Annotated in this window: 26 protein-coding genes, 1 tRNA gene and 1 other RNA gene; 13 read left to right on the top strand and 15 right to left on the bottom strand. The window is 65.1% G+C overall.

All coding sequences use genetic code 11. The annotated features are described in order from the left end of the window. The first annotated feature begins 115 nt into the window (after window positions 1–115). Window positions 116–1,537 (top strand): FGGY family carbohydrate kinase, encoded by a 1,422-nt coding sequence (locus QFZ30_RS07315; protein ID WP_307074832.1) that lies wholly within the window; start codon window positions 116–118, stop codon window positions 1,535–1,537. A gap of 128 nt (window positions 1,538–1,665) precedes the next feature. Here QFZ30_RS07315 and QFZ30_RS07310 read toward each other — a convergent pair whose 3' ends face one another. From QFZ30_RS07310 to QFZ30_RS07300, 3 genes are read right to left on the bottom strand one after another with little or no spacing between them, the layout of a single operon-like run. Continuing rightward, the gene (locus tag QFZ30_RS07310) at window positions 1,666–2,505 is read right to left on the bottom strand and encodes a sugar phosphate isomerase/epimerase family protein (protein ID WP_307074831.1); all 840 of its coding nucleotides are present in this window, start codon (window positions 2,503–2,505) and stop codon (window positions 1,666–1,668) included. Then, complete coding sequence (locus tag QFZ30_RS07305) at window positions 2,502–3,716, bottom strand: dihydrodipicolinate synthase family protein (RefSeq protein WP_307074829.1); 1,215 nt, start codon at window positions 3,714–3,716, stop codon at window positions 2,502–2,504. Before QFZ30_RS07305 ends, QFZ30_RS07310 begins: the two co-directional genes overlap by 4 nt. Beyond that, window positions 3,716–4,885 (bottom strand): Gfo/Idh/MocA family protein, encoded by a 1,170-nt coding sequence (locus QFZ30_RS07300; protein ID WP_307074827.1) that lies wholly within the window; start codon window positions 4,883–4,885, stop codon window positions 3,716–3,718. Before QFZ30_RS07300 ends, QFZ30_RS07305 begins: the two co-directional genes overlap by 1 nt. Before the next feature lie 191 nt (window positions 4,886–5,076). Here QFZ30_RS07300 and QFZ30_RS07295 point away from each other — a divergent pair, with 191 nt between their 5' ends. Together QFZ30_RS07295 and QFZ30_RS07290 are read left to right on the top strand one after the other, a co-directional pair. Further along, window positions 5,077–6,174, top strand: a complete 1,098-nt coding sequence (locus tag QFZ30_RS07295) for a LacI family DNA-binding transcriptional regulator (protein ID WP_307074825.1) — start codon at window positions 5,077–5,079, stop codon at window positions 6,172–6,174. Between the two features lie 2 nt (window positions 6,175–6,176). Next, window positions 6,177–6,929, top strand: a complete 753-nt coding sequence (locus tag QFZ30_RS07290) for an alpha/beta hydrolase (protein ID WP_307074823.1) — start codon at window positions 6,177–6,179, stop codon at window positions 6,927–6,929. Here the strand turns inward: QFZ30_RS07290 and QFZ30_RS07285 are convergent. Then, on the bottom strand, window positions 6,905–7,699 hold the full coding sequence (locus tag QFZ30_RS07285; RefSeq protein WP_307074821.1) for a sugar phosphate isomerase/epimerase family protein: 795 nt from the start codon (window positions 7,697–7,699) through the stop codon (window positions 6,905–6,907). The genes QFZ30_RS07290 and QFZ30_RS07285 overlap by 25 nt on opposite strands. Window positions 7,700–7,823: 124 nt before the next feature. Here QFZ30_RS07285 and QFZ30_RS07280 point away from each other — a divergent pair, with 124 nt between their 5' ends. After that, window positions 7,824–8,480, top strand: a complete 657-nt coding sequence (locus QFZ30_RS07280; RefSeq protein WP_307074819.1) for a GNAT family N-acetyltransferase — start codon at window positions 7,824–7,826, stop codon at window positions 8,478–8,480. Window positions 8,481–8,499: 19 nt separating this feature from the next. Here the strand turns inward: QFZ30_RS07280 and QFZ30_RS07275 are convergent, their stop codons facing one another. Beyond that, window positions 8,500–9,402 carry an aldose 1-epimerase family protein gene (locus QFZ30_RS07275; protein WP_307074817.1) on the bottom strand — a complete coding sequence of 301 codons (903 nt, stop codon included), beginning with the start codon at window positions 9,400–9,402 and terminating at the stop codon, window positions 8,500–8,502. Between the two features lie 89 nt (window positions 9,403–9,491). Beyond that, complete coding sequence (gene map, locus QFZ30_RS07270) at window positions 9,492–10,259, bottom strand: type I methionyl aminopeptidase (RefSeq protein WP_307074815.1); 768 nt, start codon at window positions 10,257–10,259, stop codon at window positions 9,492–9,494. 134 nt (window positions 10,260–10,393) lie between these two features. Between map and QFZ30_RS07265 the strand changes: the two genes are divergently transcribed. After that, window positions 10,394–11,095: a DNA alkylation repair protein gene (locus QFZ30_RS07265; protein WP_307074813.1), complete on the top strand. Its 702-nt coding sequence runs from the start codon at window positions 10,394–10,396 to the stop codon at window positions 11,093–11,095. Here the strand turns inward: QFZ30_RS07265 and mptB are convergent. Further along, on the bottom strand, window positions 11,092–12,648 hold the full coding sequence (gene mptB / locus QFZ30_RS07260) for a polyprenol phosphomannose-dependent alpha 1,6 mannosyltransferase MptB (protein WP_307074811.1): 1,557 nt from the start codon (window positions 12,646–12,648) through the stop codon (window positions 11,092–11,094). The two genes, QFZ30_RS07265 and mptB, sit on opposite strands and share 4 nt — an antisense overlap. Before the next feature lie 153 nt (window positions 12,649–12,801). Between mptB and orn the strand changes: the two genes are divergently transcribed. From orn to def, 3 genes are all read left to right on the top strand, one after another. Further along, the gene (orn, locus tag QFZ30_RS07255; protein ID WP_373462820.1) at window positions 12,802–13,479 is read left to right on the top strand and encodes an oligoribonuclease; all 678 of its coding nucleotides are present in this window, start codon (window positions 12,802–12,804) and stop codon (window positions 13,477–13,479) included. Window positions 13,480–13,608: 129 nt separating this feature from the next. Continuing rightward, window positions 13,609–13,681, top strand: a tRNA-His gene (locus tag QFZ30_RS07250). Window positions 13,682–13,795: 114 nt separating this feature from the next. After that, complete coding sequence (gene def / locus QFZ30_RS07245; protein WP_307074809.1) at window positions 13,796–14,368, top strand: peptide deformylase; 573 nt, start codon at window positions 13,796–13,798, stop codon at window positions 14,366–14,368. 48 nt (window positions 14,369–14,416) lie between these two features. On the opposite strand, the gene QFZ30_RS07240 is transcribed toward def, so the two are convergent. From QFZ30_RS07240 to rnpB, 4 genes are all read right to left on the bottom strand, one after another. Continuing rightward, a complete protein-coding gene (locus QFZ30_RS07240; RefSeq protein ID WP_307074807.1) occupies window positions 14,417–15,214 on the bottom strand; it encodes an HNH endonuclease family protein in 798 nt (265 codons plus the stop codon). 114 nt (window positions 15,215–15,328) lie between these two features. Further along, window positions 15,329–15,538, bottom strand: a complete 210-nt coding sequence (locus QFZ30_RS07235; protein WP_307074805.1) for a hypothetical protein — start codon at window positions 15,536–15,538, stop codon at window positions 15,329–15,331. A gap of 78 nt (window positions 15,539–15,616) precedes the next feature. After that, complete coding sequence (locus QFZ30_RS07230) at window positions 15,617–17,095, bottom strand: glyceraldehyde-3-phosphate dehydrogenase (RefSeq protein WP_307074803.1); 1,479 nt, start codon at window positions 17,093–17,095, stop codon at window positions 15,617–15,619. Window positions 17,096–17,401: 306 nt separating this feature from the next. Continuing rightward, window positions 17,402–17,791: RNase P RNA component class A (gene rnpB, locus QFZ30_RS07225), an RNA gene on the bottom strand. Between the two features lie 123 nt (window positions 17,792–17,914). Here rnpB and QFZ30_RS07220 point away from each other — a divergent pair. Beyond that, on the top strand, window positions 17,915–18,730 hold the full coding sequence (locus tag QFZ30_RS07220; protein ID WP_307074802.1) for a slipin family protein: 816 nt from the start codon (window positions 17,915–17,917) through the stop codon (window positions 18,728–18,730). A gap of 59 nt (window positions 18,731–18,789) precedes the next feature. Further along, the gene (locus QFZ30_RS07215) at window positions 18,790–19,554 is read left to right on the top strand and encodes a YaaA family protein (RefSeq protein ID WP_307074800.1); all 765 of its coding nucleotides are present in this window, start codon (window positions 18,790–18,792) and stop codon (window positions 19,552–19,554) included. Between the two features lie 64 nt (window positions 19,555–19,618). Here the strand turns inward: QFZ30_RS07215 and QFZ30_RS07210 are convergent, their stop codons facing one another. Further along, window positions 19,619–20,356: a zinc ribbon domain-containing protein gene (locus QFZ30_RS07210; RefSeq protein ID WP_307074799.1), complete on the bottom strand. Its 738-nt coding sequence runs from the start codon at window positions 20,354–20,356 to the stop codon at window positions 19,619–19,621. 60 nt (window positions 20,357–20,416) lie between these two features. Continuing rightward, the gene (locus tag QFZ30_RS07205; RefSeq protein ID WP_307074798.1) at window positions 20,417–21,346 is read right to left on the bottom strand and encodes a Nif3-like dinuclear metal center hexameric protein; all 930 of its coding nucleotides are present in this window, start codon (window positions 21,344–21,346) and stop codon (window positions 20,417–20,419) included. 99 nt (window positions 21,347–21,445) lie between these two features. Here QFZ30_RS07205 and msrA point away from each other — a divergent pair, with 99 nt between their 5' ends. From msrA to epsC, 3 genes are all read left to right on the top strand, one after another. Next, complete coding sequence (msrA, locus tag QFZ30_RS07200; RefSeq protein ID WP_307074795.1) at window positions 21,446–21,970, top strand: peptide-methionine (S)-S-oxide reductase MsrA; 525 nt, start codon at window positions 21,446–21,448, stop codon at window positions 21,968–21,970. Between the two features lie 65 nt (window positions 21,971–22,035). After that, window positions 22,036–22,971 carry a cysteine synthase A gene (gene cysK / locus QFZ30_RS07195; RefSeq protein WP_307074794.1) on the top strand — a complete coding sequence of 312 codons (936 nt, stop codon included), beginning with the start codon at window positions 22,036–22,038 and terminating at the stop codon, window positions 22,969–22,971. Window positions 22,972–23,010: 39 nt separating this feature from the next. Further along, window positions 23,011–23,595: a serine O-acetyltransferase EpsC gene (gene epsC, locus QFZ30_RS07190; protein WP_307074792.1), complete on the top strand. Its 585-nt coding sequence runs from the start codon at window positions 23,011–23,013 to the stop codon at window positions 23,593–23,595. Window positions 23,596–23,598: 3 nt separating this feature from the next. Here epsC and QFZ30_RS07185 read toward each other — a convergent pair whose 3' ends face one another. Both QFZ30_RS07185 and QFZ30_RS07180 read right to left on the bottom strand, forming a co-directional pair. Further along, on the bottom strand, window positions 23,599–23,967 hold the full coding sequence (locus QFZ30_RS07185; RefSeq protein ID WP_307074790.1) for a hypothetical protein: 369 nt from the start codon (window positions 23,965–23,967) through the stop codon (window positions 23,599–23,601). Continuing rightward, window positions 23,964–24,137, bottom strand: coding sequence for a hypothetical protein (locus QFZ30_RS07180; RefSeq protein ID WP_307074789.1), 174 nt, complete (start codon window positions 24,135–24,137; stop codon window positions 23,964–23,966). The genes QFZ30_RS07185 and QFZ30_RS07180 overlap by 4 nt, the downstream gene beginning before the upstream one ends. Window positions 24,138–24,187: the final 50 nt, after the last annotated feature.

Below are 24,187 nucleotides of genomic sequence, written 5' to 3'. Positions count from 1 at the left end.
CAGCAGTCTTGCAAAAGCACTTGAATAGAACAGCAGCACAACCAGCAATCTGCCGCTGAACCGTTTCCGCAGCCGGGTCCTGCACCCGGCGGCGGACTTCAGAGAAAGTTCACCCATGGCGCTCGTAGCCGGCATCGACAGCTCCACCCAGTCCTGCAAAGTGGTGATCCGGGATGCGGACACCGGCGCCTTGGTCGGGCAGGGCCGGGCGGCCCACCCCGACGGCACAGAGGTCCATCCTGATGCGTGGTGGGACGCACTGCAGCAGGCAATCACCCAGGCCGGAGGGCTGGCGGATGTCAGCGCAATCTCCGTCGGCGGACAGCAGCACGGCATGGTCTGCCTCGACAGCAACGGCCATGTGGTCAGGCCTGCGCTGCTGTGGAACGACACGCGCTCGGCAAAGGCCGCCGTCGACATCATCCTTGACGCCGGAAACGGCGACCCGGCAGCGGGCGCCAGGCAATGGGTGGCCACCACGGGAACCGTGCCCGTCGCCTCGCTGACGCTGACCAAGCTGCGCTGGCTGGCGGAGAACGAACCGGAGAACGCAGCCCGGGTGGCCGCGGTCTGCCTCCCGCATGACTGGCTATCCTGGCGGCTGGCCGGCTTCGGCCCCGGCACCGGCGAGGCGGGGCTGGCGGCACTCCGTACCGACCGCTCCGATGCCTCCGGAACAGGGTACTACTCCGCTTCCACGGGTGAATACCTTGCCGACGCCCTGCGGGAGGCCCTCGGCCATCTTCCAGTGCTTCCCGCCGTCGTCGGCCCGCTGGATATCGCGGGCAAGACGCCGGAGGGCGCCCTGATCGGCCCCGGAGCCGGTGACAACGCAGCCGCGGCACTGGGTGTCGGGGCGGGAGTGGGTGACGTGGTCCTGTCCCTGGGCACCTCGGGAACAGTGTTCGCCGTCTCCTCAACTCCGGCAGCTGACGCGTCCGGGCTGGTGGCGGGATTCGCCGATGCCACAGGCCACTACCTGCCGCTCGCCTGCACGCTGAACGCAACCCGCGTGTTCGACGCCACGGCGGCCCTGCTGGACGTCAGCCTGGACGACTTCAACGAACTCGCCTTGGCAGCCCCCGCCGGCGCAGGGGGCCTGACCCTGGTCCCTTATTTCGACGGCGAGCGGACGCCCAACCTGCCCGGTGCCACCGGATCCCTGCACGGCATCACCCGGGCGAACTACACCCCAGCGAACCTGGCACGCGCCGCCGTCGAGGGCGTGGTCTGCTCTCTCGCTGACGGCCTCGCCGCCCTGCAGGCGCAGGCCGTTGATGCCCGGCGTCTCATCCTGATCGGCGGTGGAGCCCAGTCGCCGGCCGTGCAGCAGGCTGCCAGTCAGCTGCTCGGGCTGCCGGCTGTTGTCCCCGCGCCCGGCGAATATGTGGCCGACGGCGCCGCCCGCCAGGCCGCCGCGGTCCTCGCCGGCGCGTTCCCGGACTGGGGCATCGGCGGGGTGGAGCTTCCGGCGCAACCTTCGGACGGCATTGTACTGGCCAGGTACCGCTCGCACGCACGCACCCACATGGCATAAACACCCTGGAACAACCAAGAAACTGACCTGTCCCGCCCGGATGAACCGCCAGGGCGGTACTGGTCCTTTTCCTGGTGGAGCGCGGGCCCCTGCCGTGACGTCAACAGGGGCCCGCGGTCTGAATCAGGTCACGCGTACGGCAACACGAGTTCCGTGTAGCGTGCCTTGACGGTCTCCAGGACGCTGTCGCCATCGGCGTCCCAGATCTCCTGATTGAAGATTTCAACCTCGATGTCGCCGGTGTATCCCGCATCCCGCACCCAGGTACCGATGGTCGCGAAGTCGATGACGCCATCGCCCATGAAGCCCCGGGACAGCAGGGGATCCGCGGCAATGGGCATGTTGAAGTCGCAGACCTGGTAGGACGCAATCCGGCTTTCCCGGCCGGCGCGTTCGATCTGCGCCTTCAGATCCGGATCCCACCAGACATGGAAGGTATCGACGGCGACGCCCACGGCTTTGGCGTCGTATGGCGCCGCGAGGTCCAGGGCCTGGCCCAGGGTGGAGATGAGGGCGCGGTCGGCGGCGTACATCGGGTGCAGCGGCTCCAGCACCAGCCGCACGCCGTTTTCGGAGGCGAACGGCACGAGGTCTGCGAGTCGGTCGGCAACACGCTGGCGGGCCGCCACCACGTCTTTCTCCCCCGGAGCCAGCCCGCCGACCACCAGGAACAGTTCCCGAGTGTCGAGTGCCACGGCCTCCAGGATGGCAGCGCGGTTGTCTGCCAGCGCGGCGGCCTGGCCCTCGGCGTCCGCCGCGGTCAGGAACCCTCCGCGGCAGAGCGAGGAAACGCGCAGGCCGGCGTCCCTGATTAGCTTGGCCGCCTTGTCCAGGCCGGCCTCCTCGACACGGTCGCGCCACGGACCGATCGCCGGTATTCCTGCGCGGACGCAACCCTCTACGGCCTCGGCCAGCGTCCACTTCTTGGTGGTGGCGCTGTTCAGTGCCAATCGTGACAGGTCGCTCATACGCCCACTCCGTTAATGCGCAGGTAATCGGACATCCGGAAGGCGGCCAGGGCGGGATCCTTGAGCAGTCCCGCCTGGTCGGCGAGTTCGAAGGTCTTGGCCAAGTGGCAGACCGAGCGGCCGGAGTGCAGTCCGCCCACCATCTGAAAACCGGGCTGCTTGCCGTTGAGCCAGGACATAAAGGCGATTCCGGTTTTGTAGTAAAACGTGGGTGCACTGAAGATGTGCTTGCCCAGTTCCCGCGTTGAATCGAGGATGGCACGGGCCTTGACGGCGTCGCCGGCGTCGTAGCTCTGCAGGGCGGACGAAGCGGCCGGATAGATCGCGGCAAAGATCCCCAGCAGGGCGTCAGAGTGGTGGGTGCCGTCGCCCTCCATGAGCTCCGGGTAGTTGAAGTCGTCGCCCGTGTAGAGGCGGACTCCTTCCGGCAGGGCCGCCCGGAGGGCCACTTCGTGGCTGGCATCCAGGAGAGAGACCTTCACGCCGTCCACCTTCTCCGCGTTCTCCCGGATCAGGCCCAGGAACGTTTCGGTGGCTGCTGCCACGTCATCGTTGCCCCAGTATCCCGCCAGGGCGGGGTCGAACATGGTGCCAAGCCAATGCAGGATGACCGGCTGGTCGACTTCCTGGAGCAGCGTGGAGTAGACGCTGAGGTAGTCTTCCGGACCTGAGGCAACCTTCGCCAAAGCGCGTGAGGCCATCAGGATGACCTTCGGCCCAGCCTCACTGACGACGGCTATCTGCTCACGGTAGGCGTCAAGGACGGCAGCCAGCCCGGCTTCGCCAGCCGGCAGCGCATCGATGTCCAGCTGGTCCGTGCCGGCTCCGCAGGACACGAGATCGCGGACGGATTTGCCGGCCGTGGCCGCGCTTCCGGACGAGACCACCGAGGCGGCCTCGACCCCGGTGCGCTTGATCAGCTGCTGAGTGGCGGCCCAGTCCAGACCCATGCCGCGCTGGGCGGTGTCCATTGCATCGGCAACGCCAAGCCCGTAGGACCACAGTTCGTGCCGGTACGCCATGGTGGCATCCCAGTCGAGGCGGGCAGGGGCGCCCGGCGTATTATCTGCCAGGACCTCGGGAATCACGTGCGCAGCGGCGTAGGCGCGTCGGGAGGTGAGCGGGCCGGAGGGGCGGGCCCAGGAGGTGCCGCCCTGCAAGCGGTACTCCCGTGTTCCGCCGTCGTTCGAGGGAAGGATCAGGGACGTCATCAGAGCGTGATCTCCGGGATGTCGATGGTGCGGCGCTCGTCGTTGGACTGCAGGCCAAGCTCGGCGAGCTGGACTCCGCGGGCGGCCGAGAGCAGGCCGAAGCGGTGTTCGCGGCCGGCCACAACGTCGCGGAGGAACTCTTCCCACTGCAACTTGAAGCCGTTGTCCAGGTCCGCGTTCGCGGGGACTTCCTGCCACTGGCTGCGGAAGGATTCCGTGACCGGCAGGTCCGGGTTCCAGACCGGCTTGGGGGTATGGGCGCGCTGCTGGGCAACACACTTGTTGAGGCCTGCTACGGCGGAGCCGTGGGTGCCGTCGATCTGGAATTCCACGAGTTCGTCGCGGTAGACGCGGACTGCCCAGGAGGAGTTGATCTGGCCGATGACCGGCTCGCCCGCCGGGGTTTCGAGTTCGAAGATACCGTAGGAGGCGTCGTCGGCGGTGGCCTTGTATTCCTTGCCTGCCTCGTCCCAGCGGGCCGGGATGTGGGTGGCGGTCTTGGCGCTGACGCTCTTGACCTTGCCGATGATGCCTTCCAGGACGTAGTTCCAGTGGCAGAACATGTCCGTGGTCATTCCGCCACCGTCTTCCTTGCGGTAGTTCCAGGACGGGCGCTGCGCCGCCTGCACGTCGCCTTCGAAGACCCAGTAGCCGAATTCGCCGCGGATGGAGAGGATGCGGCCAAAAAAACCTTCATCAACGAGGCGGCGCAGCTTAACCAGGCCGGGGAGATACAGCTTGTCGTGCACAACCCCGGCGGTGACTCCTGCTTCCTTGCCGATGCGGGCAAGTTCGATGGCCTCCTCAAGGGTTTCTGCCGTGGGCTTCTCAGTGAAGATATGCTTGCCGGCCAGCATGGCCTTCCTGAGGGTGGCGGCACGGAGGCTGGTCATGGAGGCATCGAAGATGATATCGACAGTGGGGTCGTTAATCACGGAATCGAGGTCGGTGGTCCACTCGGCCACCTTGTGCAGCTCGGCGAGCTCGCGGATCTTGGCTTCGTTGCGGCCCACGAGGATTGGTTCAACCTGAACCCTGGTGCCGTCCTCCAGCGTGAAGCCGCCGGCGTCACGGATGGGAAGGATGGAGCGCAGCAGGTGCTGGCGGTAGCCCATCCTGCCGGTGATGCCGTTCATGGCGATGCGGATGGTCCTTGTTTCGAAACCCATGTGTCCTCCACGGTGAGTGAGCAGTGTTACTCAAGCTGATTCGGGAAAGCGCATTCCCACTGCTCCAATAATGCACCTGCGGAGGCAGAATTGGCAAGCGCTTTCCGTAAAGATCGTCAAACTGCCATAATGTGGTCAACGCGGATTGCGCGCAAAGACGGAACCATCACTATCCAGGAACAGGAGATGCCGTGGCTGCAAGTACCCTCACCGAAGTGGCACGGCTGGCCGGCGTTTCGCCCGCCACTGCTTCCCGCGTCCTCAACGGCTCCGCCCGGAAGCCGGGCAAGGACATAGCAGACAGGGTGCGGCAGGCAGCGGATTCCCTCGGTTATATTCCGAATGCGCAGGCACAGGGCCTCGCAAAGTCGAGCTCGGGCCTGATCGGATTGATTGTCCACGACATCGCCGATCCATACTTCGCCGCCATTGCCCGCGGAGTCCAGGAGGCTGCCCGGGAACAACGGAAGATGGTGCTGCTGGCCACAACCGAAGGCGCTCCGGCCGACGAAAAGGAAGCCGTGGCCGCCTTCGCCGCCCGCAGGGCGGATTCGATCGTGATTGCGGGTTCGCGCTCCTCCCGCTCCGAGGACCAGGAAGGCAACGCTGATCTGGCCGCCGAACTGGACAGGTACTGCCGCAACGGTGGACAGGTGGGAGTAGTGGGCCATCCGGTGGTCGGCGCCACTGCAGCTGACGGTTACCACGTGCTGCCGGTACCGAACGAAGAACTGGCCGCGAGCCTCGCCGTTGAGCTGGCTGCATCACTCGATGATGATTTTGTCATCATCGGCGGCCCTGAGGGACTTTTCACGTCCGACGACCGGATCCGCGGATTCCAGCGGGGGCTGGGGAAGGCAGGACGCCCGGCCGCGGAAGTCCTCCGGAGCGCCTTTAACCGGTCCGGCGGCTATGAGGCAGGGCTTGCCCTGGCTGCCGGGATCAAGGCTTCCCGCTCGGAAGACGGCGGTACTGCGGCCGGCAGCAGTAAACGGATCTGCATCTTTGCGGTGAACGACGTCATGGCCATCGGAGCCGCGGCGGCACTGCGCTCCGAGGGGCTGCGGATACCCCGGGACGCGAGCATCGCAGGCTTCGACGACATTGAGACACTGCGGGATTTCCGACCTGCCCTGTCCACCGTGCACCTTCCCCTGGAGGAAATTGGCAGGCTGGCTACCCGCAGCGCCTCTGGTGCCGGGCCCGGTGCCGGAACAGGCGATGACGGACCCCCTTCAGCTATCACCGGCAAGGTCACGCTCAGGCGCAGCACCGAGACGGCCGCCTGAGGATGGTATCCATGTCGCTGACGTCCGTCCCCGCCCACGCCGGCGATGCCGGTCCCAGACCCGCCATGCTTGTCCTCCCAGGCGGAGGCTATGCCGGCCAGGCCGGTCATGAGGCCGAGCCCGTGGCGGAATGGCTCGCATCCCTGGGAATCCACGCCTATGTGTTGCGGTACCGGGTTGCCCCGCACCGCCATCCGGCGCCGCTGGAGGATGCCAAGGAGGCACTCCTGCGGATCCGCAGCGGCAGCCACGGCGTTGCCGTGGACGGCGCAAGGGTGGGAGTCCTGGGCTTTTCCGCCGGTGGGCATCTCGCCGCGACGCTGTCGACGGCGGCCGCCACGGGAGATGACACCCTGGATGTTCGGGCGGCCGTGCCGGACCTGACGGTGCTTTGCTACCCGGTGGTCTCCTACAAGGAAGCGGTCCATCAGGGAAGTGTGGACAACCTCCTTGGCGCGTCGCCGTCGGAAACTCTGCTCCACGCGGTGTCCGCGGACCTCCAGGTCACCGCCTCCACTCCCCCGGCGTTTATTTGGCACACGGCCGACGACGCCTCGGTGCCGGCCCACCACAGCTTTGCTTACGCGGGCGCACTGGTCCGGGCCGGCGTTCCGGCAGAACTCCACGTCTTTCCGCACGGGCGCCATGGCCTTGGCCTTGCCGAGGAAGATCCGGGGCCGGACCAATGGACATCCTTGTGCGCCAACTGGCTTGCGAGGACGGGGTGGATTCAGTCCTCACCCAGCGCGATGTGATTCAGGAACTCAGCATCCCGGCTGACGTTCGCCGGAAGGTCGCCAGAAACGAACTCGAGCATCATGTCCAGGGGCCGGCCTTCTTCACGCAGGATATCGGCCACTGACTGCCAGAGCTGCTTCCGCCCGCTGAGGGGCAGGCGCTCCTGCTCCGGCCACCAGGAGAAGCAGTGCACTCCGGAAACGTACGGAAGCACCGCGTGAAGGGACGCAAGCGCCGCCTGGTCGGAGAGCCCCAGTGCCGGCTGCCAATACGTACTGACGTTGCCCCGGTCCACCTGCTTCACCAACTGAAGTGTGCTGTCCGGCGTATCCGTGAGGGTGCCGCCGTGGTATTCGAAGGCGACTTCCAGTGCGCGATCGGCGGCCAGCCCTGCTATCCGCCGGGCGTCCTGGACCACTGCGTCCCATACATCGGTGCCGGCCCCGGCCGAGCCCTGCTCACCGGCCCAGACCCTGATCCTGGGCGCGCCAAGGCGAACGGCAAGATCAGCGAGTGCGGAAAAATCGGCGAAACTGCCCGCGCGATAGTACGAACCCAATGACAGCACTTCCAAGCCTGACGCCGCAGTGGCCTCCCGCGCCTCATCCGCCGAAGACTCATCGCGGATGTGCACATCCGTACCCCACTCGATGCCGGCCAGCCCTGCCTCGGCAACGGCGTCCACCACTTCATCGATGCCACATTGGCGCAATGTCACCGAACAGATGCCCGGGGTGAGGGCAGACCTGTTCCAGTCCGCCAGATCGGTGTGCTGTCCAAGAGTCATCGACGTTCTTTCCGTTGCAGCAGCCCCCATCAGGAGGAAGCGGGGATGGTACGGGATCGCAGTCCACAGTAGCGGGAACGCGTTTGCCATGTAAAACACCGCCACGAGGGACTAGCCTTTACGCATGAAAGACCAGCCAGCCGGGCACCTGGCCACCGCCGCCGCTGAATGGAGCGATGTAGAGCAGCTCTTTGGAGTGCGGGGAGATCCGTCGCGCTGCTGGTGCAGGTACTTCGCCCTGACGGGCCCGCAGTACTCTGCATTGGATCCCACAGCCCGCAAGGCAAAGTTGAAGGAGAGGTTCGACGGCGGCTCCCCCTCGCCTGGTGTCATTGCCTTTCGTGATGGTGAACCCGTGGGCTGGTGCGCGGTGGAGCCGCGGTCGTGCTACCCGCGCGTTCTCCGTTCACAGGTGCTCAGGCGGGCAGAGCCGGACTCCCATACTAAAAACGCCGGCACGGAAACCGCTGAAGGGGCCGAAGCCGGCAGCCCGGGAGACTTGTGGTCCGTGACCTGCTTCGTTGTGGCTGCCGGACACCGCCGCAGCGGTGTGGCAGACACGCTGCTGCAGGCCGCCGTCGAGCACGCCCGGCTTAACGGTGCGACGGTCCTTGAGGGCTACCCTGTTGACCCCTCGCAGCGGCCAAAAGCGGGGTCGGCTGACCTGTATCACGGCACCGTTAACCTGTTCCTGCGGGCTGGATTCCGCGTGGTCAGCGCCGCCGTCCCCGGACGGGCCGTCATGCGCCTGAGGCTCGACGGGGCTTCCGGCTCCACCTGAGGGAACCCCGTCAGGAGAACTAGCTGAGGGCCCGGATGGTCCAGCCGGCCCGATGCGATTCCCCGGGGTGCAGGTGGACAAGGTCGGTCCCGGAGTTGAACGCGTCCGGCGGGCACGTCATGGGCTCCACCGCCAGGCCCAGCCGGTCCTTGCCCGTTGGCTTGTCTGCGGTGTGCACCTGCACCCATGGCCAGCTGCTGTCCCACTCAAGCTCCACTCCCGTTCCCGCGGGATCCAGGACGCGGACGGCGGCACGTCCGTCCTGGCCCCGGATGATTCCGGTGAAGGCATGGTCGATCCTGACGGCGCCCAGGGGACGGGCGGCACGGAAGTCGAACTCGTGGCCGTCCACGCGGCGCATGCCCTGAGGGAGGAGCCTGTCGGCGGAAACGGCCATGAACTCCTCCGCCGGCAATTCCAATGTCCATTCATCCAGCGGTGACGGACCGGCCACCAGGTAGGGGTGCGGGCAGATCCCGTACGGGGCTGGACCGGTTCCGGCATTCAGTGTCCGGACCGCGCTGTGCAGCCCGTCAGCGTCGAGGCTGTACGTGACGGTCAGCTCCAGCCCAGCCGGATACGCGCCACTGGCTTCCACGCTGCAGCCGAGCGTAACGGAATGGCCCGATTTCTCCCGCAGCTCCCACTCAGCGGCGGTGACCAGGCCGTGGAGCGCGGCGCCGCGCTCCGGCTCATTGATGGCGGCCTGATAGGACCGCCCTGCGTAGCTGTACCTGCCGTCAGCGAGGCGGTTGGGCCACGGTGCGCAGATAACGCCGCGGTAGTCCGGGATCGCTCCCTCGGCTGCGAAGCTGACCACAAGGTCCCGGCCTTGGTGCCGGAGTTCGCGCAGCGCTCCGCCCCGGGCGGTAATAATGGCCGAATACGGCCCGAATTCAATGTTGTGTTCCGTACCTGACATCGTGTGGATCCTCTGTGTATCCCGCAGTTGTTAGCGCTAACCAGAATAGCGCATCGTCCTGTCGGGGGTTGTCCGGACGGCGGAGAGGCCTACGGAAGGGTCAGGATCACCGGGCCGTTGGCCGTGATGGCCACAGTGTGCTCGCTGTGCGCCGCTCGGCGGCCGTTTGCTGAGCGGAGGGTCCACTCGTCGTCGTCGTGGTAGTAGTCATCCTTGCCGCCCAGGATGAGCATGGGCTCAATGGCTATGACCAGCCCCTCGGTGAGCTTGATCCCGCGCCCGGGCCGGCCGTCGTTGGGCACCGGCGGTTCTGCATGCATGGTGCGGCCGATTCCGTGGCCGCCGTGGTCGGCCAGCAGGCCATAGCCCGCCCTGCGCGCCGCGCCGCCAATGGCGTAGGCGAGATCCCCCATTTTGTTGCCGATCCGGGCCGCCTCAATGCCGCGGGCCAATGCGGCATCCGTGGCATCGATGAGGGCCTGGTCCGCGGGATCGGCTGTACCCACAACGAAGCTGATGGCGGCGTCACCGCACCAGCCGTCTACGAAAGCGCCGCAGTCCACGCTCAGGAGATCCCCGTCCTGGAGTTTGTATCCGTCGGGGATCCCGTGCACCACGGCGTCGTTCACGCTGGTACAAATGACCCCCGGAAACGGGACCGCGGCCCAGCGCGGATGGTAGTCCAGGAATGCGGGCCGGGCCCCTGCCCCTGCGATGGTCTCAGCAGCGAGGCTGTCCAGTTCGCGAAGTGAGACGCCGACGCCGGCCGCGTCGCGGACGGCGGTGAGGGTGTTCGCCACCACGCGTCCTGCCTCACGCATGAGGGCGATCTGATCCGGGCTCTTGATCATTGACATTTGCCGTGACCTCCGCAGTCTCTGGCGGCGGACCGCCGGTTTGCCTGCTCCCACTCTAGGGCGGAGGCGCCGGGGGTGCACGCGTGGCCCTTCGATCCCTTCGATCGCCAGGCAGGCCTGGCTAGAGTTGCAGCATGGTGGACACAGTGGTTAACGGTGAGCTGCTGGCGGCGATCCGAAGGGCGCTGGAGGAGCGTGCGGATCCGGCACGTGCTGCCGGAGTTCAGGCGTACATGAAATCGTCCATCCCCTCCCTGGGGGTCAGGGTTCCCGACGTCCGCAGGCTGACTGCGGCCGCCGCCGCAGCCTATCCGTTCGAATCGCTGGAACACTTGCAGTCCACGGCGCTGGAACTGTGGCGCCAGGCAGCATGGAGGGAAGAGCGTTACGCCGCGATCGACCTCACCGGCCTCCCGCTGGCCGCCCGTGAGCCGCTGATGCTGCCGGTCTACGAGGAAATCATCCGGAGCGGAGCCTGGTGGGACTTCGTTGACGGTGTTGGGGACCGGCTCTGCGCCCTGCTGCAGGCCCACCGCCCCATGATGACGGCCCTGCTGCGCCGGTGGAGCAGGGACGAAGACTTCTGGATCAGGCGGGCCTCCGTCACTGCCCAGCTGAAGGCGAAGGCCGGCACGGACCCAAAACTGCTGCGCGACGTGATCGAAGCGAACATGGCGGATCAGGAGTTCTTCATCCGGAAGGCCATCGGGTGGTCCCTGCGGGAATACGGAAAGACCGACCCGGACTGGGTCAGGCAGTTCGTGGCCATGCACGGTGAACAGCTCAGTCCATTGTCCCGCCGGGAAGCGCTGCGGAACCTGGAACCGCTGCGCTAGATGACGGGGCGGGTGGTGACCGGCTGATCCGGTTTGCTGAACAGCTGCTTGGTGCGTGGATCCAGGAAGATCAGGTACAGGGCGAACATCAACGCGATGATGGCCGCGCCGTTGCGCGCCAGCGCCAGCGCGAGGCCCAGGTCTTCCGTCTGCAGATACGGAAAGACCTCCAGCTGGTCCGAGATGGCGTACACCATAAAAAAGGACACGATGAAGTAGAGCGCCTTGACCTGCCAGTCGTCGCGGATACCCGTCACGGCAAACAGCGGGATCAGCCACACCACGTACCAGGACTGGATCATCGGGGCCAGCAGGACCACGGCGGCGAATCCCAGTGTCAGGCGCCGCATAAGGCGGTCATGGTCACCTCTGAAGATCTGCCAGGCGATGATGCCCACGGCAAGCAGCTTGCCGGCGTCGTACACCCACTTGGCGAGTCCCCAGCCGTCCAGGCCGAAGGCATTGGCGATGGAGGCAACCACCAGCCCCATAAGCCCCACAGGGGCGTACCAGATCCAGATACTTCCGGGGGCCGACAGCCCGTTGATCCAGCCGAACCCAAACCCGTTGACCCTGCTCATGGCGAAAAGCAACGCCAGGCTCAGGCCGGCGGTGAGACCCCAGAACAGGAATTTCCGGGGCCAGCTGGCGTCCTTTCCGGCCCAGAGGAGCCCGATGAACGGCAGGAAAACGATGGTGATGGGTTTGACCGAGATGGACAGCGTGACCAGGACGATGCCCAGCACAACACGCCTTGTGGCGCAGTAATACAGGCCAGCCAGGGCGAGGCCAATCATGAGGGCGTCGTTGTGGACGCTGGCGATGAAGTTGGTGAGGAACAGCGGGTTGGCCGCCGTGAGCCAGAGGGCCCGGTGTGGGTTGACCCCATGGAGGTCCGCCAGTTTGGGGACATAGACGATGCAGAGCACAATGCCGATCACTGCAGCGAGCCGGAACAGCATCACGCTGGCTTCTGGTTGAACGTTGGTGGACCAGACGATGAACTGCTCTATCCATAGGAAGAGCTGGCCGTAAGGGACGGGTGCCTCTGTCCACATCTTGTCCGCGCCAAGCTGGAAGTAGTTGGACAGCGCCGAGATGCCATTCTCGTAGGGGTTGAAGCCCTCCACCATCAGCCGGCCCTGCCCGATATACGCATACACGTCCCGGCTGAACAGCGGGACGGTGAACATCATGGGCAGCCCCCACGCCACAACGGCCTGCAGCGTTGCCCGGCGTGCCTGAAGTCCCCAGACCCGGACGCGTTGGCCTAGGCGGAGCCAGGCGCGGACCAGGAGCATGCCGCCGATGGCCAGCAGAACGATGGACAGGGCAACCCCGAAGGCCTCGGTACGCATCCAGATAAAAAGCGGCATCCTCCGGAGTTCGGAGACGGGCGCCAGCCAGCCCACGCCCAGGGATCCGATCATCATAAAGACCGAGCCGATAAACCCGGCGATGAGTGGCGACCGGGCGTTGTCCACCTCGGCCGCAGCAGTCGCCGGGATAGTGTCGGCGGCCATCTCCCCCGTTGCAGGCACAGGCGCCGTCATCTCAGGATCGTCCAATCTCTTGCGTTGCGCGCTTCCGCCCGGCGGGCCGCGCAGGCCGGCCAAGGCATAATACAGCGGCGGAAGAGTCACCGCCGTGTACCCGAAATCCTAGCATCGGACCGCTGCGCCGGAGCGAAACGGTAGGCTGGTCCGGTGCCTATATCTAACGAACGCATCGTCTGGATCGACTGCGAAATGACCGGCCTGGACATCAAGAACGACGCCCTGATCGAGGTGGCGGCCCTGGTGACAGACTCGGAGCTCAACATTCTCGGGGACGGCGTGGACGTGGTGATCCGACCCGACGACGCCGCCCTTGCCCAGATGAACGACTTCGTCAGGGACATGCACACCCGGTCCGGGCTGCTGACCGAACTGCCGCTCGGAAAGACCATGGCCGAGGCCGAGGCCGTCGTCATGGCGTACATCGAGAAGTGGGTTCCGGACCCCCGCAAGGCACCCCTGGGCGGGAACTCGGTGGGAACCGACCGCGTGTTCCTCTCCCGGGACATGCCGGCCGTGGTGGAGCACCTCCACTACCGGGTCATCGATGTAAGCACCATCAAGGAACTCTCACGCCGCTGGTACGCCCGGGCCTACTTCCAGTCGCCGGCCAAAAAAGGCGGACACCGCGCGCTCGGGGATATCAAGGATTCCATCGACGAGCTGCGCTACTACCGTGAGGCCGTTTTTGTCCCGGCACCGGGTCCCGACAGCGCAACTGCCCAGCGGATCTCCAAGCGCATCGCCGCTGGCATCGGAGCCGGCGATCCCGACGAATCCGGCAGTGAAGCTGCCCCCGGAACCTCGGCGGGGCTCTTGGAGAAGTAATCTGCACCACCATTACGGGAAATTTCGACAAAAACCATAAAAGTGGCAAAACCATCCCCGAACAGCAGGTAAGCTATTTGAGTTGCCTTTCCAGACAGCCGGTTGGCCGGAAGATCTGAACGGCACATGGTGGGCTTAGCTCAGTTGGCAGAGCGCCTGGTTGTGGTCCAGGAGGTCGCGGGTTCAACCCCCGTAGCTCACCCTCACAGGGCGGCAGCAGCAGCCGTTCGCCTGGAGGCCGTACCGGATATCCGGTGCGGCCTTCTTTTTTGCACAAATGGCGGCGTCACGCCGCACGCACGAAGGGTCACCTGCCATGACAGTTCTGCCGATCACGATCTGGGGAGAACCGGTGCTCCACCGCCGCGCCGCCGAGGTGGAAGTGTTCGACGACGAACTGCGCACCCTGATTGCCGACATGTTTGAAACGAACGACGCCGCCAACGGCGTGGGCCTTGCCGCGCCGCAGGTGGGCGTGGGCAAGAGGATCTTCATCTACAAATTCGCCAACGACGACGACGCTCCGCCAAGTGGCGTCCTGGTCAACCCGGTTCTTACCTTGTCCAAAATCTCGGGCGCACTCCCCGACCCCGACGAGGAAGAAGAAGGCTGCCTGTCATTTCCCGGCGGCACATATCCGCTCAAGCGCGCCGAGTGGGCGAGGGTGCAGGGCTTTGACGGCTTCGGCAAGCCGGTCGAATTTGAGGCGACAGGCTGGTTCGCGCGGGTGATCCAGCATGAATACGACCATCTGGACGGCAAGCTGTACGTCAACCGCCTCCTGGACCGCTATGCGCGCAAAGCCATGAAGCAGGCCAAGAAAAGCGGCTGGGGTGTTCCTGGGCTGACCTGGATGCCCGGCGTGGACCCGGATCCCTTCGGCCACTAGTGCCCCTGGTTTGCCTCAGGCCAGGCCAGCGGAGCGCCCGCCCGGGGATCAGCCCGCAGTGATGGTGGCCTGGTCCGGGCAGGAGTCCAGGACGTGCTTCATGGCGTCCTTTTCCGCCTGGGTCACCCACAGCCCGTAGGCAGTCTTAACCGAAATCTGCCGTGCCACATAATGGCAGCGGATCGCCTTGTTCTTCGGCAGCCAGGTGGCTGCGTCCCCTGCGCTCTTCTGCTGGTTGGCGGGACCGTCAGCGGCGATGAGGTTCAGGGGATCGTTCGCCAGGCTTTGGCGCTGCTGCGGTGTCAGCTGCTGGGCGCCCTTCTGCCACGCGTCACCAAGCGCCACAACGTGATCAATCTGAACTTCCTTGCTGCTCTCCGGTCCTCGGTGGAAGTCCATCATTTTGCCGGTGTACGGTTCTTGGAACGCCCCCGCCACCACCTTGCACTGTGAACCCTTGGCAAAGGCCACGGCCGTCAGGTCCCGGCGCAGGATGTCGTTGCGGGTGTCGCAGCCGTTCCGGTCGACGTCCTGCCAGGCCTGTCCGAAGGCCTCGCGGTCATAGTTGTCCTTCGGTGCACGCCCCTTGACCGGCAGCTCCTCCAGGGCCGCCTCCGCGGAGCCCCGGGGCACGGGATGTACCGGCGTCACGGGCTTCATCCAGGTACCATCGAAAACCGGAGCCGAGCTTGGCCCGGCAATGGCCGGTTCCGCTGCCGCGAACTGGCCGGCCGTAAAAAACCAAACGGCAGAGCCCACCACGGAAGCAGCCAACAGCAGCAGCACGGCCCAGGCCTGCCTGGAACGGCGGCGGGCGCGGCGGTAGGCGGACCAACTGACGGTCATGGGCGTCCTGCCCTTCCGGAAACATAGTGCACCAGAAGAGCCTAGGCCACCCCACCGACACCCGCCTGGATATCCACACTGTGGAGGGAGGGTGCATCCCGGAGGATGCCGTTATTACTGTTCCCGGATCACTCTCCGGAGATCTTCCTCTGCCAGTTGCAGGAGTCCTTCAAGCTGGCGCACACGGTCGTCGCCGACATCCCCTGCGCTGTGCGCCGCCCGGGCCTTTTCGAGGAGCCGTACGGCTTCCTTGTGGTTGGCCTTTGCAAGGTCCAGGGCGTGTTCGAGCGTTGTTTCGTGCTGGAGGGTAGATTCGTTGTCCATGCCCCCAGTGTGGTCCGGTTTCCCGGCTGATTCCAGTGAATCAGCCGGGAAAGTGCCAAGAACTGTTGGCCTCCCGCGCTAGACGGCGATTGCTGCCAGGGCTGCGGCGGTTTCCTTGGCGGGGAATGACGGCGGGTTGACGCCGGCCATTTCCTCCATGACCCGGACCACCTGGCAGCTGTATCCGAACTCGTTATCGTACCAGACGTAGAGAACCAGGTTCTTCTCATTGGAGATGGTGGCTAGGCCGTCAATGATGCCCGCACGGCGCGAGCCGACGAAGTCCGTGGAGACAACCTCGGGGGAATCGATGTAGTCGATCTGCTTGCGCATCTCCGAGTGCAGCGACATCTCACGCAGGTAGTCGTTGATTTCTTCCTTGGTGGTCCCCTGCTCAAGGCTCAGGTTCAGGATCGCCAGCGAGACGTCCGGAGTGGGGACGCGGATGGAACTGCCGGTGAGCTTGCCCAGGAGTTCGGGCAGGGCCTTTGCTACAGCCTTGGCCGCACCGGTCTCGGTGATCACCATGTTCAGCGCGGCGGAACGGCCACGCCGGTCGCCCTTGTGGAAGTTGTCGATCAGGTTCTGGTCATTGGTGAAGGAGTGGACGGTCTCCACATGGCCGTGGACCACGCCGAACTTGTCGTTGATGGCCTTCAGGACCGGCGTGATGGCGTTGGTTGTGCAGGAGGCTGCGGAGACGATCCGGTCCGAATCCAGGATGGTTCCGTGGTTGATGCCGTGCACGATGTTCTTCAGATCGCCCTTCCCGGGAGCAGTGAGGAGAACACGGGAGACGCCCTTGCTCTGCAGGTGCTGGGAAAGCCCTTCAGCGTCACGCCAGCGGCCGGTGTTGTCCACCACCAGGGCATTGTGGATGCCAAAGGCGGTGTAGTCGATTGTGGCGGGGTTGTCCGAGTAGATGACCTGAACCTGGACGCCATTGGCGGTGATGGTGTCGGCTGCCTCGTCCACCCGGATGGTTCCCTCGAAGGAGCCGTGCACGGAGTCGCGGCGCAGGAGGCTGGCGCGCTTGGACAGGTCCTTGTCCGAACCGCGCCGCACCACAATGGCGCGCAGCCGCAGGCCGTGGCCGCCGCCAGCCTTTTCGATGAGGAGGCGTGCCAGCAGGCGGCCGATGCGGCCAAAACCGTACAGCACGACGTCGGTGCTGGTGCGGTCGTCGCCGCCGCGCTTGCCCACTATCTCGGCCAGCTCAACGCGGAGGAATTCCTCCAGGGTGGCGCCGTCGGCCTCTTCCTTGTACTTCTGGTTGAGGCGGGCGATGTCGATGGCGGCAGCGCCGAGTTCAAGACCCGTGAGCGTGTTGAGCAGCGGTGCGGTTTCCTCCAGGAGCAGTTCGTCCTTGCTCATGCGGCGGGCGAAGCGGTGCGCCTTGAGGATGTTCATGGTGGACTTGTTGATCAGGCTGCGGCCGTGGATGCTGGTCACCACGTTGTTTTCGCGGTACAGCCGGCCGATCACCGGAATCATGGCCTCGGCGAGGGCCTCCCGGCCCATCCACGTATCAAGACAAGAATCTGACGTCTGGCTCACAGAACTACCTTCCTCGGTTCAGCCGCATACGTCCTCGTATGCGGATGTCGGCCACCTGATTATGTCCAGGGGCACCGGCACCGGCGGGGTTCGGTCCACCCCGGGTGCCTGGATCGTGTGCAAGGAAAAACCGCCGGCTGCGAACGCAGCTCCGGCGGAAGAACGCCTACGTCCGTGATCCATTCTAAGTTGGCCGGGACTGTCCAATGGCACTGAACGGCGTGAAATCACTCACATGGACTGTCATACACAAGCCGGCCTTCCCGAAATGCGGGCGCGACAGTATTGGGAACGGCACCGGGCGGGTGGATGGGTTGACCGATACGCCGGGTTCTGTGCTCCCGCGCCGTTGCCAGCGCAGGAGTGGCGGCCATCCATCTACGGACGCCGTTGCCGACGCCCTCCAGCGGCCTACCCGGGCACTCGGGCGAGCAGCCCTCAATCGTGCCCTGTCTGGCCTTGCTCCGGGTGGGGTTTACCTAGCCTTCCCGGTCACCCGGGAAGCTGGTGGTCTCTTACACCACCGTTTCACCCTTACCTGGTCGAAACGCGTGCAAGCACACGCCGCCAGGCGGTCTGTTCTCTGTGGCACTGGCCTGCGGGTTACCCCGAGTGGGCGTTACCCACCACCCTGCTCTGCGGAGCCCGGACGTTCCTCGAGCCACTTGCGTGACGCGCGGCCGCCTGGTCAACCCATCCGGCATCCATTCTACGGGCTCGCCGCCCTGGTCTGCTCCGCCGCCACTTCCCTGGACTCCGCCACGGGGCACGGTGGGACAATTTAAGTAGGGCTCAACTCTTAGTAAGGAGGGGATCCTGATGGACCCCACCAGCATCATCATTCTGATCGTCCTCGTGGTCCTGCTGCTCATCGCAGCGAGGATGTCCATCCGGATCGTTCGACAGTACGAGCAGGGTGTGCTGTTCAGGCTGGGTAGGGTCATCGGCGTCAGAATGCCGGGACTGCGATTCATCATTCCCGTGATCGACCGGCTTCCGCTCGTCAGCCTGCGGATCGTCACCATGCCCATCCAATCGCAGGGCATCATCACCAAGGACAACGTCAGCGTGGACATTTCCGCCGTGGCATATTACCGGGTTGTCGATGCCGTGAAATCCGTCGTGGCGATTGAGAACGTCGCGACCGCAATCAACCAGATCGCCCAGACCACGCTGCGCAAAGTGGTGGGCCGCCACAGCCTTGACCAGACGCTGTCGGAGACAGAGCGGATCAACACGGACATCCGGGAGATCCTCGACGCGCTGACGCTCGAGTGGGGCATCGCCGTGACACTGGTGGAGCTGAAGGACATCCAGCTCCCGGACAGCATGAAGCGCGCCATGGCCCGCCAGGCCGAAGCCGAACGCGAGAAGCGCGCGAAGATTATCGCCGCCGAAGGCGAGGCCATTTCAGCGGCCGCCCTCGGAGACGCGTCCGACACTATGATGGCCCACCCCCTGGCCCTGCAGCTGAGGAACCTGCAGTCCCTCGTCGAAATCGGGGTGGACAGAAACACAACGGTCGTCTTCCCGGCCCCGCTGATGAGCACCATCGGCGAGCTCTCCGCCTTCCTGGCCCGCGAGAGCCAGGCGGCATCCGCATCCACCGGCAAGCCGCCCGTCAAGGCCGCATAAGCTGCTGGGCCCCGAAGCCCCGCACCGGGCTCCGCGCCGGGCACCGGTAAGATCGTACGGTGCTGATTCTGCTCCCCCCTTCCGAAGGCAAGACCCCCGCGGACGCCGGATCCGCCGTCGACTGGCCGTCCCTAAGCTTCCCGGCTCTCAACAGCTACCGGGCGAAAGTCCTGGAGGCCCTGGGGACGGTGAGCGCCCATGAAGACGCCCTCGCCCTGCTGGGCGTGGGCGCCTCACTGAAGGGCGACGTCGAACGCAACACCCGGCTGCACGCCGAACCGGCGGCTCCTGCCCACCAGATTTATTCGGGCGTTCTTTATGACGCGCTGGGCTACAGGAGCCTGACGCCGGCGCAGCGTCGCAAGGCGGACGACTCGGTGTTGGTGATTTCTGCCCTGTGGGGTGCCCTTCGTTTTGCCGACCGGGTGCCCGCCTACCGGCTGTCGATGGGGACGTCACTTCCCGACGTCGGCCGCCTCGCCTCGTTCTGGAAACCGCAGCTCTCGGTGGCCCTGACTGCGGCGACGTCCGGACAACTGCTGGTGGACTGCCGGTCCAGCACGTACGCGGCTGCGTGGGCACCGCCCGCAGAGCGCACTGTTGCCGTCAACGTTTTCACCGAGGTGGACGGAGTGCGCAAAGTAGTCAGCCACTTCGCCAAGCACACCCGCGGCGAGCTGGCGAGGCACCTGCTGGTCCGTCGCGGCAGCGCGCCACGCACGCCAGTCCAGCTGTTGAAGGCGGCCCGGGAGAAATGGGATGCAGAGCTCGTGGACGGTTCAGCGAGGAAAGCCCACGCCCTGAACATCATCCTGCCCATCTAGCTCGCATTTAACGTCCTCATTCGCGATTTTCACGACGTTGACTGCTACCTAGTTGGGGAAGCGTTCAGTTCCATTCCGCGGAGCGCACCAGGATGCAACCGGAATCCGGGCAGAAGACAACGTCGTCCTCTGCGGCTGCCCTGATTTCCGCAAGGTCTCCCGGGCTCAGCTTCATTCCGGACGCCTCAGATGTTCCGTGGAACAGCCGGGCGGCGCCCACACCGCGCTTGGCCAGCGTTTTTTCATACAGGGCCAGCATCCCGGCGTCGAGCCCGGACGCGAACTCCGCGCGCCTGCCCCGGACCACAGTGGCTTCTGCTTCCACTTCGGCCAGGGCCTCGTCGAGTTCGGCGCGGATGACGCCGAACGAACCCTGGACGTCGTCCACGATCAGCTGCTGAGCCGCCTGCTTGGCGCGGAGCGAGTCGAGCCGTTCCATCACTTCAAGCTCGATGTCCTCAAGGTCGGAACGCCGCTTGTTGAGCGAAGCAAGATCCTTCTGCAGGGCCACCAGGTCCTTGGAGAGTCCCGTTCCGCTGTTGAGCCGTGCTTCGTCGCGTTCGATGCGGGACGCGACCTGTTCCACGTCGGCCTCTGCACGCTTCAGTTCGGCTTCGGCATCATGGACGGCCATCTTCGCGGAACCGAGTTCCCCGTTGGCCACGGAGAGCGCGGACTGCAGGTCCTCGATCCGTGGATCCGATTCAAGGGCGCGGCGGCGGTTGGACAGGGACTTCAGCTTGGCATCCAGCCCCTGCAGTTCGAGCAACTTCAACTGTTCCGCCGGTGCTGCCTTAGCCACTGTTACCTCCGTTTGATCCTTCCGGCCGGAACCGGGCACCGTGCCGGCGCTCTATAGACTCTAGTCCCCGCCCGGAGTCAGAATGAAGTCCCACGGATCGCTGTTGGTGTTGCTTACCTGGATCTCCACGTCATGGCCCTGGTCGGCCAGGACGTTGCCCAGAGCCGAGGCGGCGGCAGGCAGCCACAGCCACTCGCTGGCGAAGTGCGAGACATCAATAAGGTAGGGCCGGTCATTCACCGCCGCTTCCCTGGCCTCGGACGCCGGATGGTGCCGGAGGTCCGCCGTGACATACACGTCAGCGTTGCTGGCCCGCACCTCGTCGAACAGCGAGTCACCTGACCCGCCGCACACCGCAACGCGGCGAACCAGGCCGTCCTTGTCCCCGGACACCCGGACTCCCCCGGCCACGGACGGAAGGATGCCGAAGACCCGTGCGGCGAAGTTTCCCAGGCTCATCACCTCGGCAAGCTCCCCGACGCGCCCGATCCCCTCCTCCGGCAGTCCGTTGGTGGCCGCCGTTAAGGGCGCCACATCCTCGAGGCCCAGGGCGTCCGCGAGGACATCAGAAACGCCCCCGACGGCGGAATCACCATTCGTATGAACAGTCAGCAGTGCGGTACCGGACTCGATAAGCCGGTGGATGGCCTTGCCTTTGGCGGTGGTCGCCGCAACGGAAGTGACGCCTTTCAGGAGCAGGGGGTGGTGGGTGATAAGCAGCTCGGCGCCCCATTCGACGGCTTCCTCAATGACCTCCAGCGTGGGGTCCACGGCGAACATCACCCGGGTGACGGGTGCCGACGGATGGCCGGCCACGAGTCCCACCTCGTCCCAGTTCTCCGCCAGTGACTCAGGCCAGAGTTCCTCCACCGCGAGCAGCAGTTGGCCCAAAGTGGGAGCGTCCGGCTTGTCCGCAGCCGCACTTTCCCCAGTGTGGGCGTCGCCGGTCTGCCCATCCGCAGCTGTAACGCCGGTGTCTACAGGTTCCATAGTCTCAGTTTTACCCCATTCAGCCGCCTGGCCCGCATGTGTCACAGTCTCGTAAGGTGGTCAGGGAATCATCCCGGGCAGGCAACCATTAAAGAGATCATGAAAACATTTGTTCTTGGCGGAGGCTGCTTCTGGTGCCTTGACGCCGTCTACCAGATCACCAAAGGCGTCAGTACCGTGGTTTCGGGCTACACGGGCGGCCATGATCCGCAGCCGGACTACTACTCCGTCTGCAATGGAACCACCGGGCACGCCGAAGTGGTGGCGGTCACCTTTGACGAGGATGTCATTCCTGCCGAGGTCATCCTGGACATGTTCTTCGCCCTGCACGATCCCACCACGCTTAACCGGCAGGGATACGACGTCGGCACGCAATACCGCTCGTCCATGTTCTACGAGACCACTGAGGAGAAGATTCTCTTCGAGGAAGCGATTGAACGGAACCAGGCGCTGTGGGCGCATCCGATCGTGACCGAAGTCAGCCGGCTGCCGCGGTTCCACGTGGCGGAGGATTTCCACCAGAACTACTACGCCAAGTACCCCGAGCAGGGTTACTGCCAGGTGATCATCAATCCCAAGCTTGCCAAGGCGAGGAAATATTACTCTGCGTGGCTTAATGCTTAGCAGCCGGTGAGCCGCCATCGTTAGGCTGACCTCAGTATTCACTCTTCAGAGATAGGCGTATGTACATGGCACGGATCTATGACGATGTAACGCAGCTGATCGGCGGCACCCCGCTGGTCCGCCTGAACCGGCTGACCGAGGGTCTGGACGCCACCGTGGCCGTCAAGCTTGAGTTCTACAACCCGGCCAACAGCGTCAAGGACCGCATCGGCGTCGCCATCGTCGACGCAGCGGAGAAGTCCGGCGCCCTTAAGCCCGGCGGCACCATTGTTGAAGGAACCTCGGGCAACACGGGCATCGCGCTGGCCATGGTCGGCGCGGCCCGCGGGTACAAGGTCATCCTCACCATGCCGGAGACCATGTCCACCGAACGCCGGGTTATGCTGCGCGCGTTTGGCGCCGAGATCGTCCTGACCCCGGGGTCGGAAGGCATGCGCGGCGCCGTGGACAAGGCCCAGGAAATCGTGGCCAATACGGAGAATTCCATCTGGGCCCAGCAGTTCGCCAACGAGGCCAACCCGAGGATCCACCGCGAGACTACGGCGGAGGAAATCTGGAAGGACACCGACGGCAAGGTGGACATCTTTGTGTCCGGCGTCGGCACCGGCGGTACCATCACCGGCGTCGGACAGTTCCTGAAGGAGCGCAACCCCGACGTCCAGATCGTGGCAGTGGAGCCGAAGGACTCCGCGATCCTGAACGGCGGCGCTCCGGGGCCCCACAAGATCCAGGGCATAGGCGCCAACTTCGTTCCGGAGATCCTGGACACCAACGTCTATGACGAGGTGCTGGACGCAACCCTCGAGGACTCTGTGGCCGTCGCCCGTGACCTGGGCGTCCGCGAAGGCATCCTGGGCGGCATCTCCTCGGGCGCCATCGTCTGGGGCGCGCTGGAGCTGGCCAAGCGCCCGGAGAACGCTGGCAAGCTGATTGTGGCGGTCGTGTGCGACTTTGGCGAGCGTTACATCTCCACCGTGCTCTATGACGATATCCGCGGCTGACTAGTCCGCCGCCCTTCCGTTTCCTGTAGAAAGATCTTTGTGGGCTTTTTCGCAAGACTTAAGGAAGACCTCGATGCCGCCCGGTCCCACGACCCGGCGGCTCGAGGTTCTTTTGAGAACTTTTTCGCCTATTCAGGGCTGCACGCCATCTGGATCCACCGGCTGACGCACCGGCTGTGGCAAAACCCTGTCCTGCGCTTTCCGGCGCGGCTCGTTTCCCAGCTTGGCCGGTTCCTGACAGGGATAGAAATCCACCCCGGCGCCACCATCGGCCGGCGCTTCTTTATCGACCACGGCATGGGTGTGGTAATCGGTGAGACGGCAGAAATCGGCGAGGACGTCATGATTTACCACGGGGTGACCCTTGGCGGACGCTCGCTGGCGAAGGTCAAGCGCCACCCCACCATCGAGGACCGCGTGACCATCGGCGCAGGCGCCAAGATCCTTGGCCCCATCACCATCGGCCGGGACAGTGCCGTGGGCGCCAATGCCGTTGTGGTGAAGGACGCTCCGCCGGAATCCATCGTCACCGGCGTTCCCGCCAAATGGCGCCACCGCGATTCCCAGCGTGAGACCAAGCCGGCAGTTGACCCGGCCGAGTACGACATCGAATACCGGATCTGAGCCTTACCTTGCCACGCGGTTGAGCACGGCCGTGACGACGGCATCAAAATAGCGGTCCGGCAGCAGACGCCTGAGGCCCATGATGGCTGCCGCTCCCCTGCCCACCGGATAGCGGGTCCGGGGACGCGCAGCCATCGCCGCATGCACTACCGCTTCAGCGATCACTTCCGGGCGGGTTGACGTCTCCAGCCGGTCCGTGGAGGCGAGCACTGCAGCCATCTGCCGTGCCTGGGCACCGTACGGGCCGTACCCGCTGCTGGCCATCAGCCCCTCGGCGGCTATCGCTCCCCATTCCGTCTGCGTGCTGGCGGGTTCGATGATGGATACGCTGATGCCGTGGGGCTTCAGCTCCAGCCGAAGGGCATCACTCATCCCCTCAACAGGGGACTTTGTGGCGTGGTACCAGTCGCCTTCAGCGGTTCCATCTTTTCCACCAGGCGTGCCCCGGCATAGACCACAAACCCGTGGCCGTTAAGTTGCTTAGCTGCTTCGAAGCCGATTCCGGTGGATGCTCCGGTGACGAACGCCACTGGCTTAGGCATGCTGGACTCCTCGCTGGACGGGCACCGCAGTAGCCGGGAACGCCAACGGC

Origin of the sequence: Arthrobacter pascens, assembly GCF_030815585.1 — a bacterium.
GTDB lineage: Bacteria > Actinomycetota > Actinomycetes > Actinomycetales > Micrococcaceae > Arthrobacter > Arthrobacter pascens_A.
Note: the sequence above shows the minus strand (reverse complement) of the source record. Positions and strands in the feature narration are given on the sequence as shown.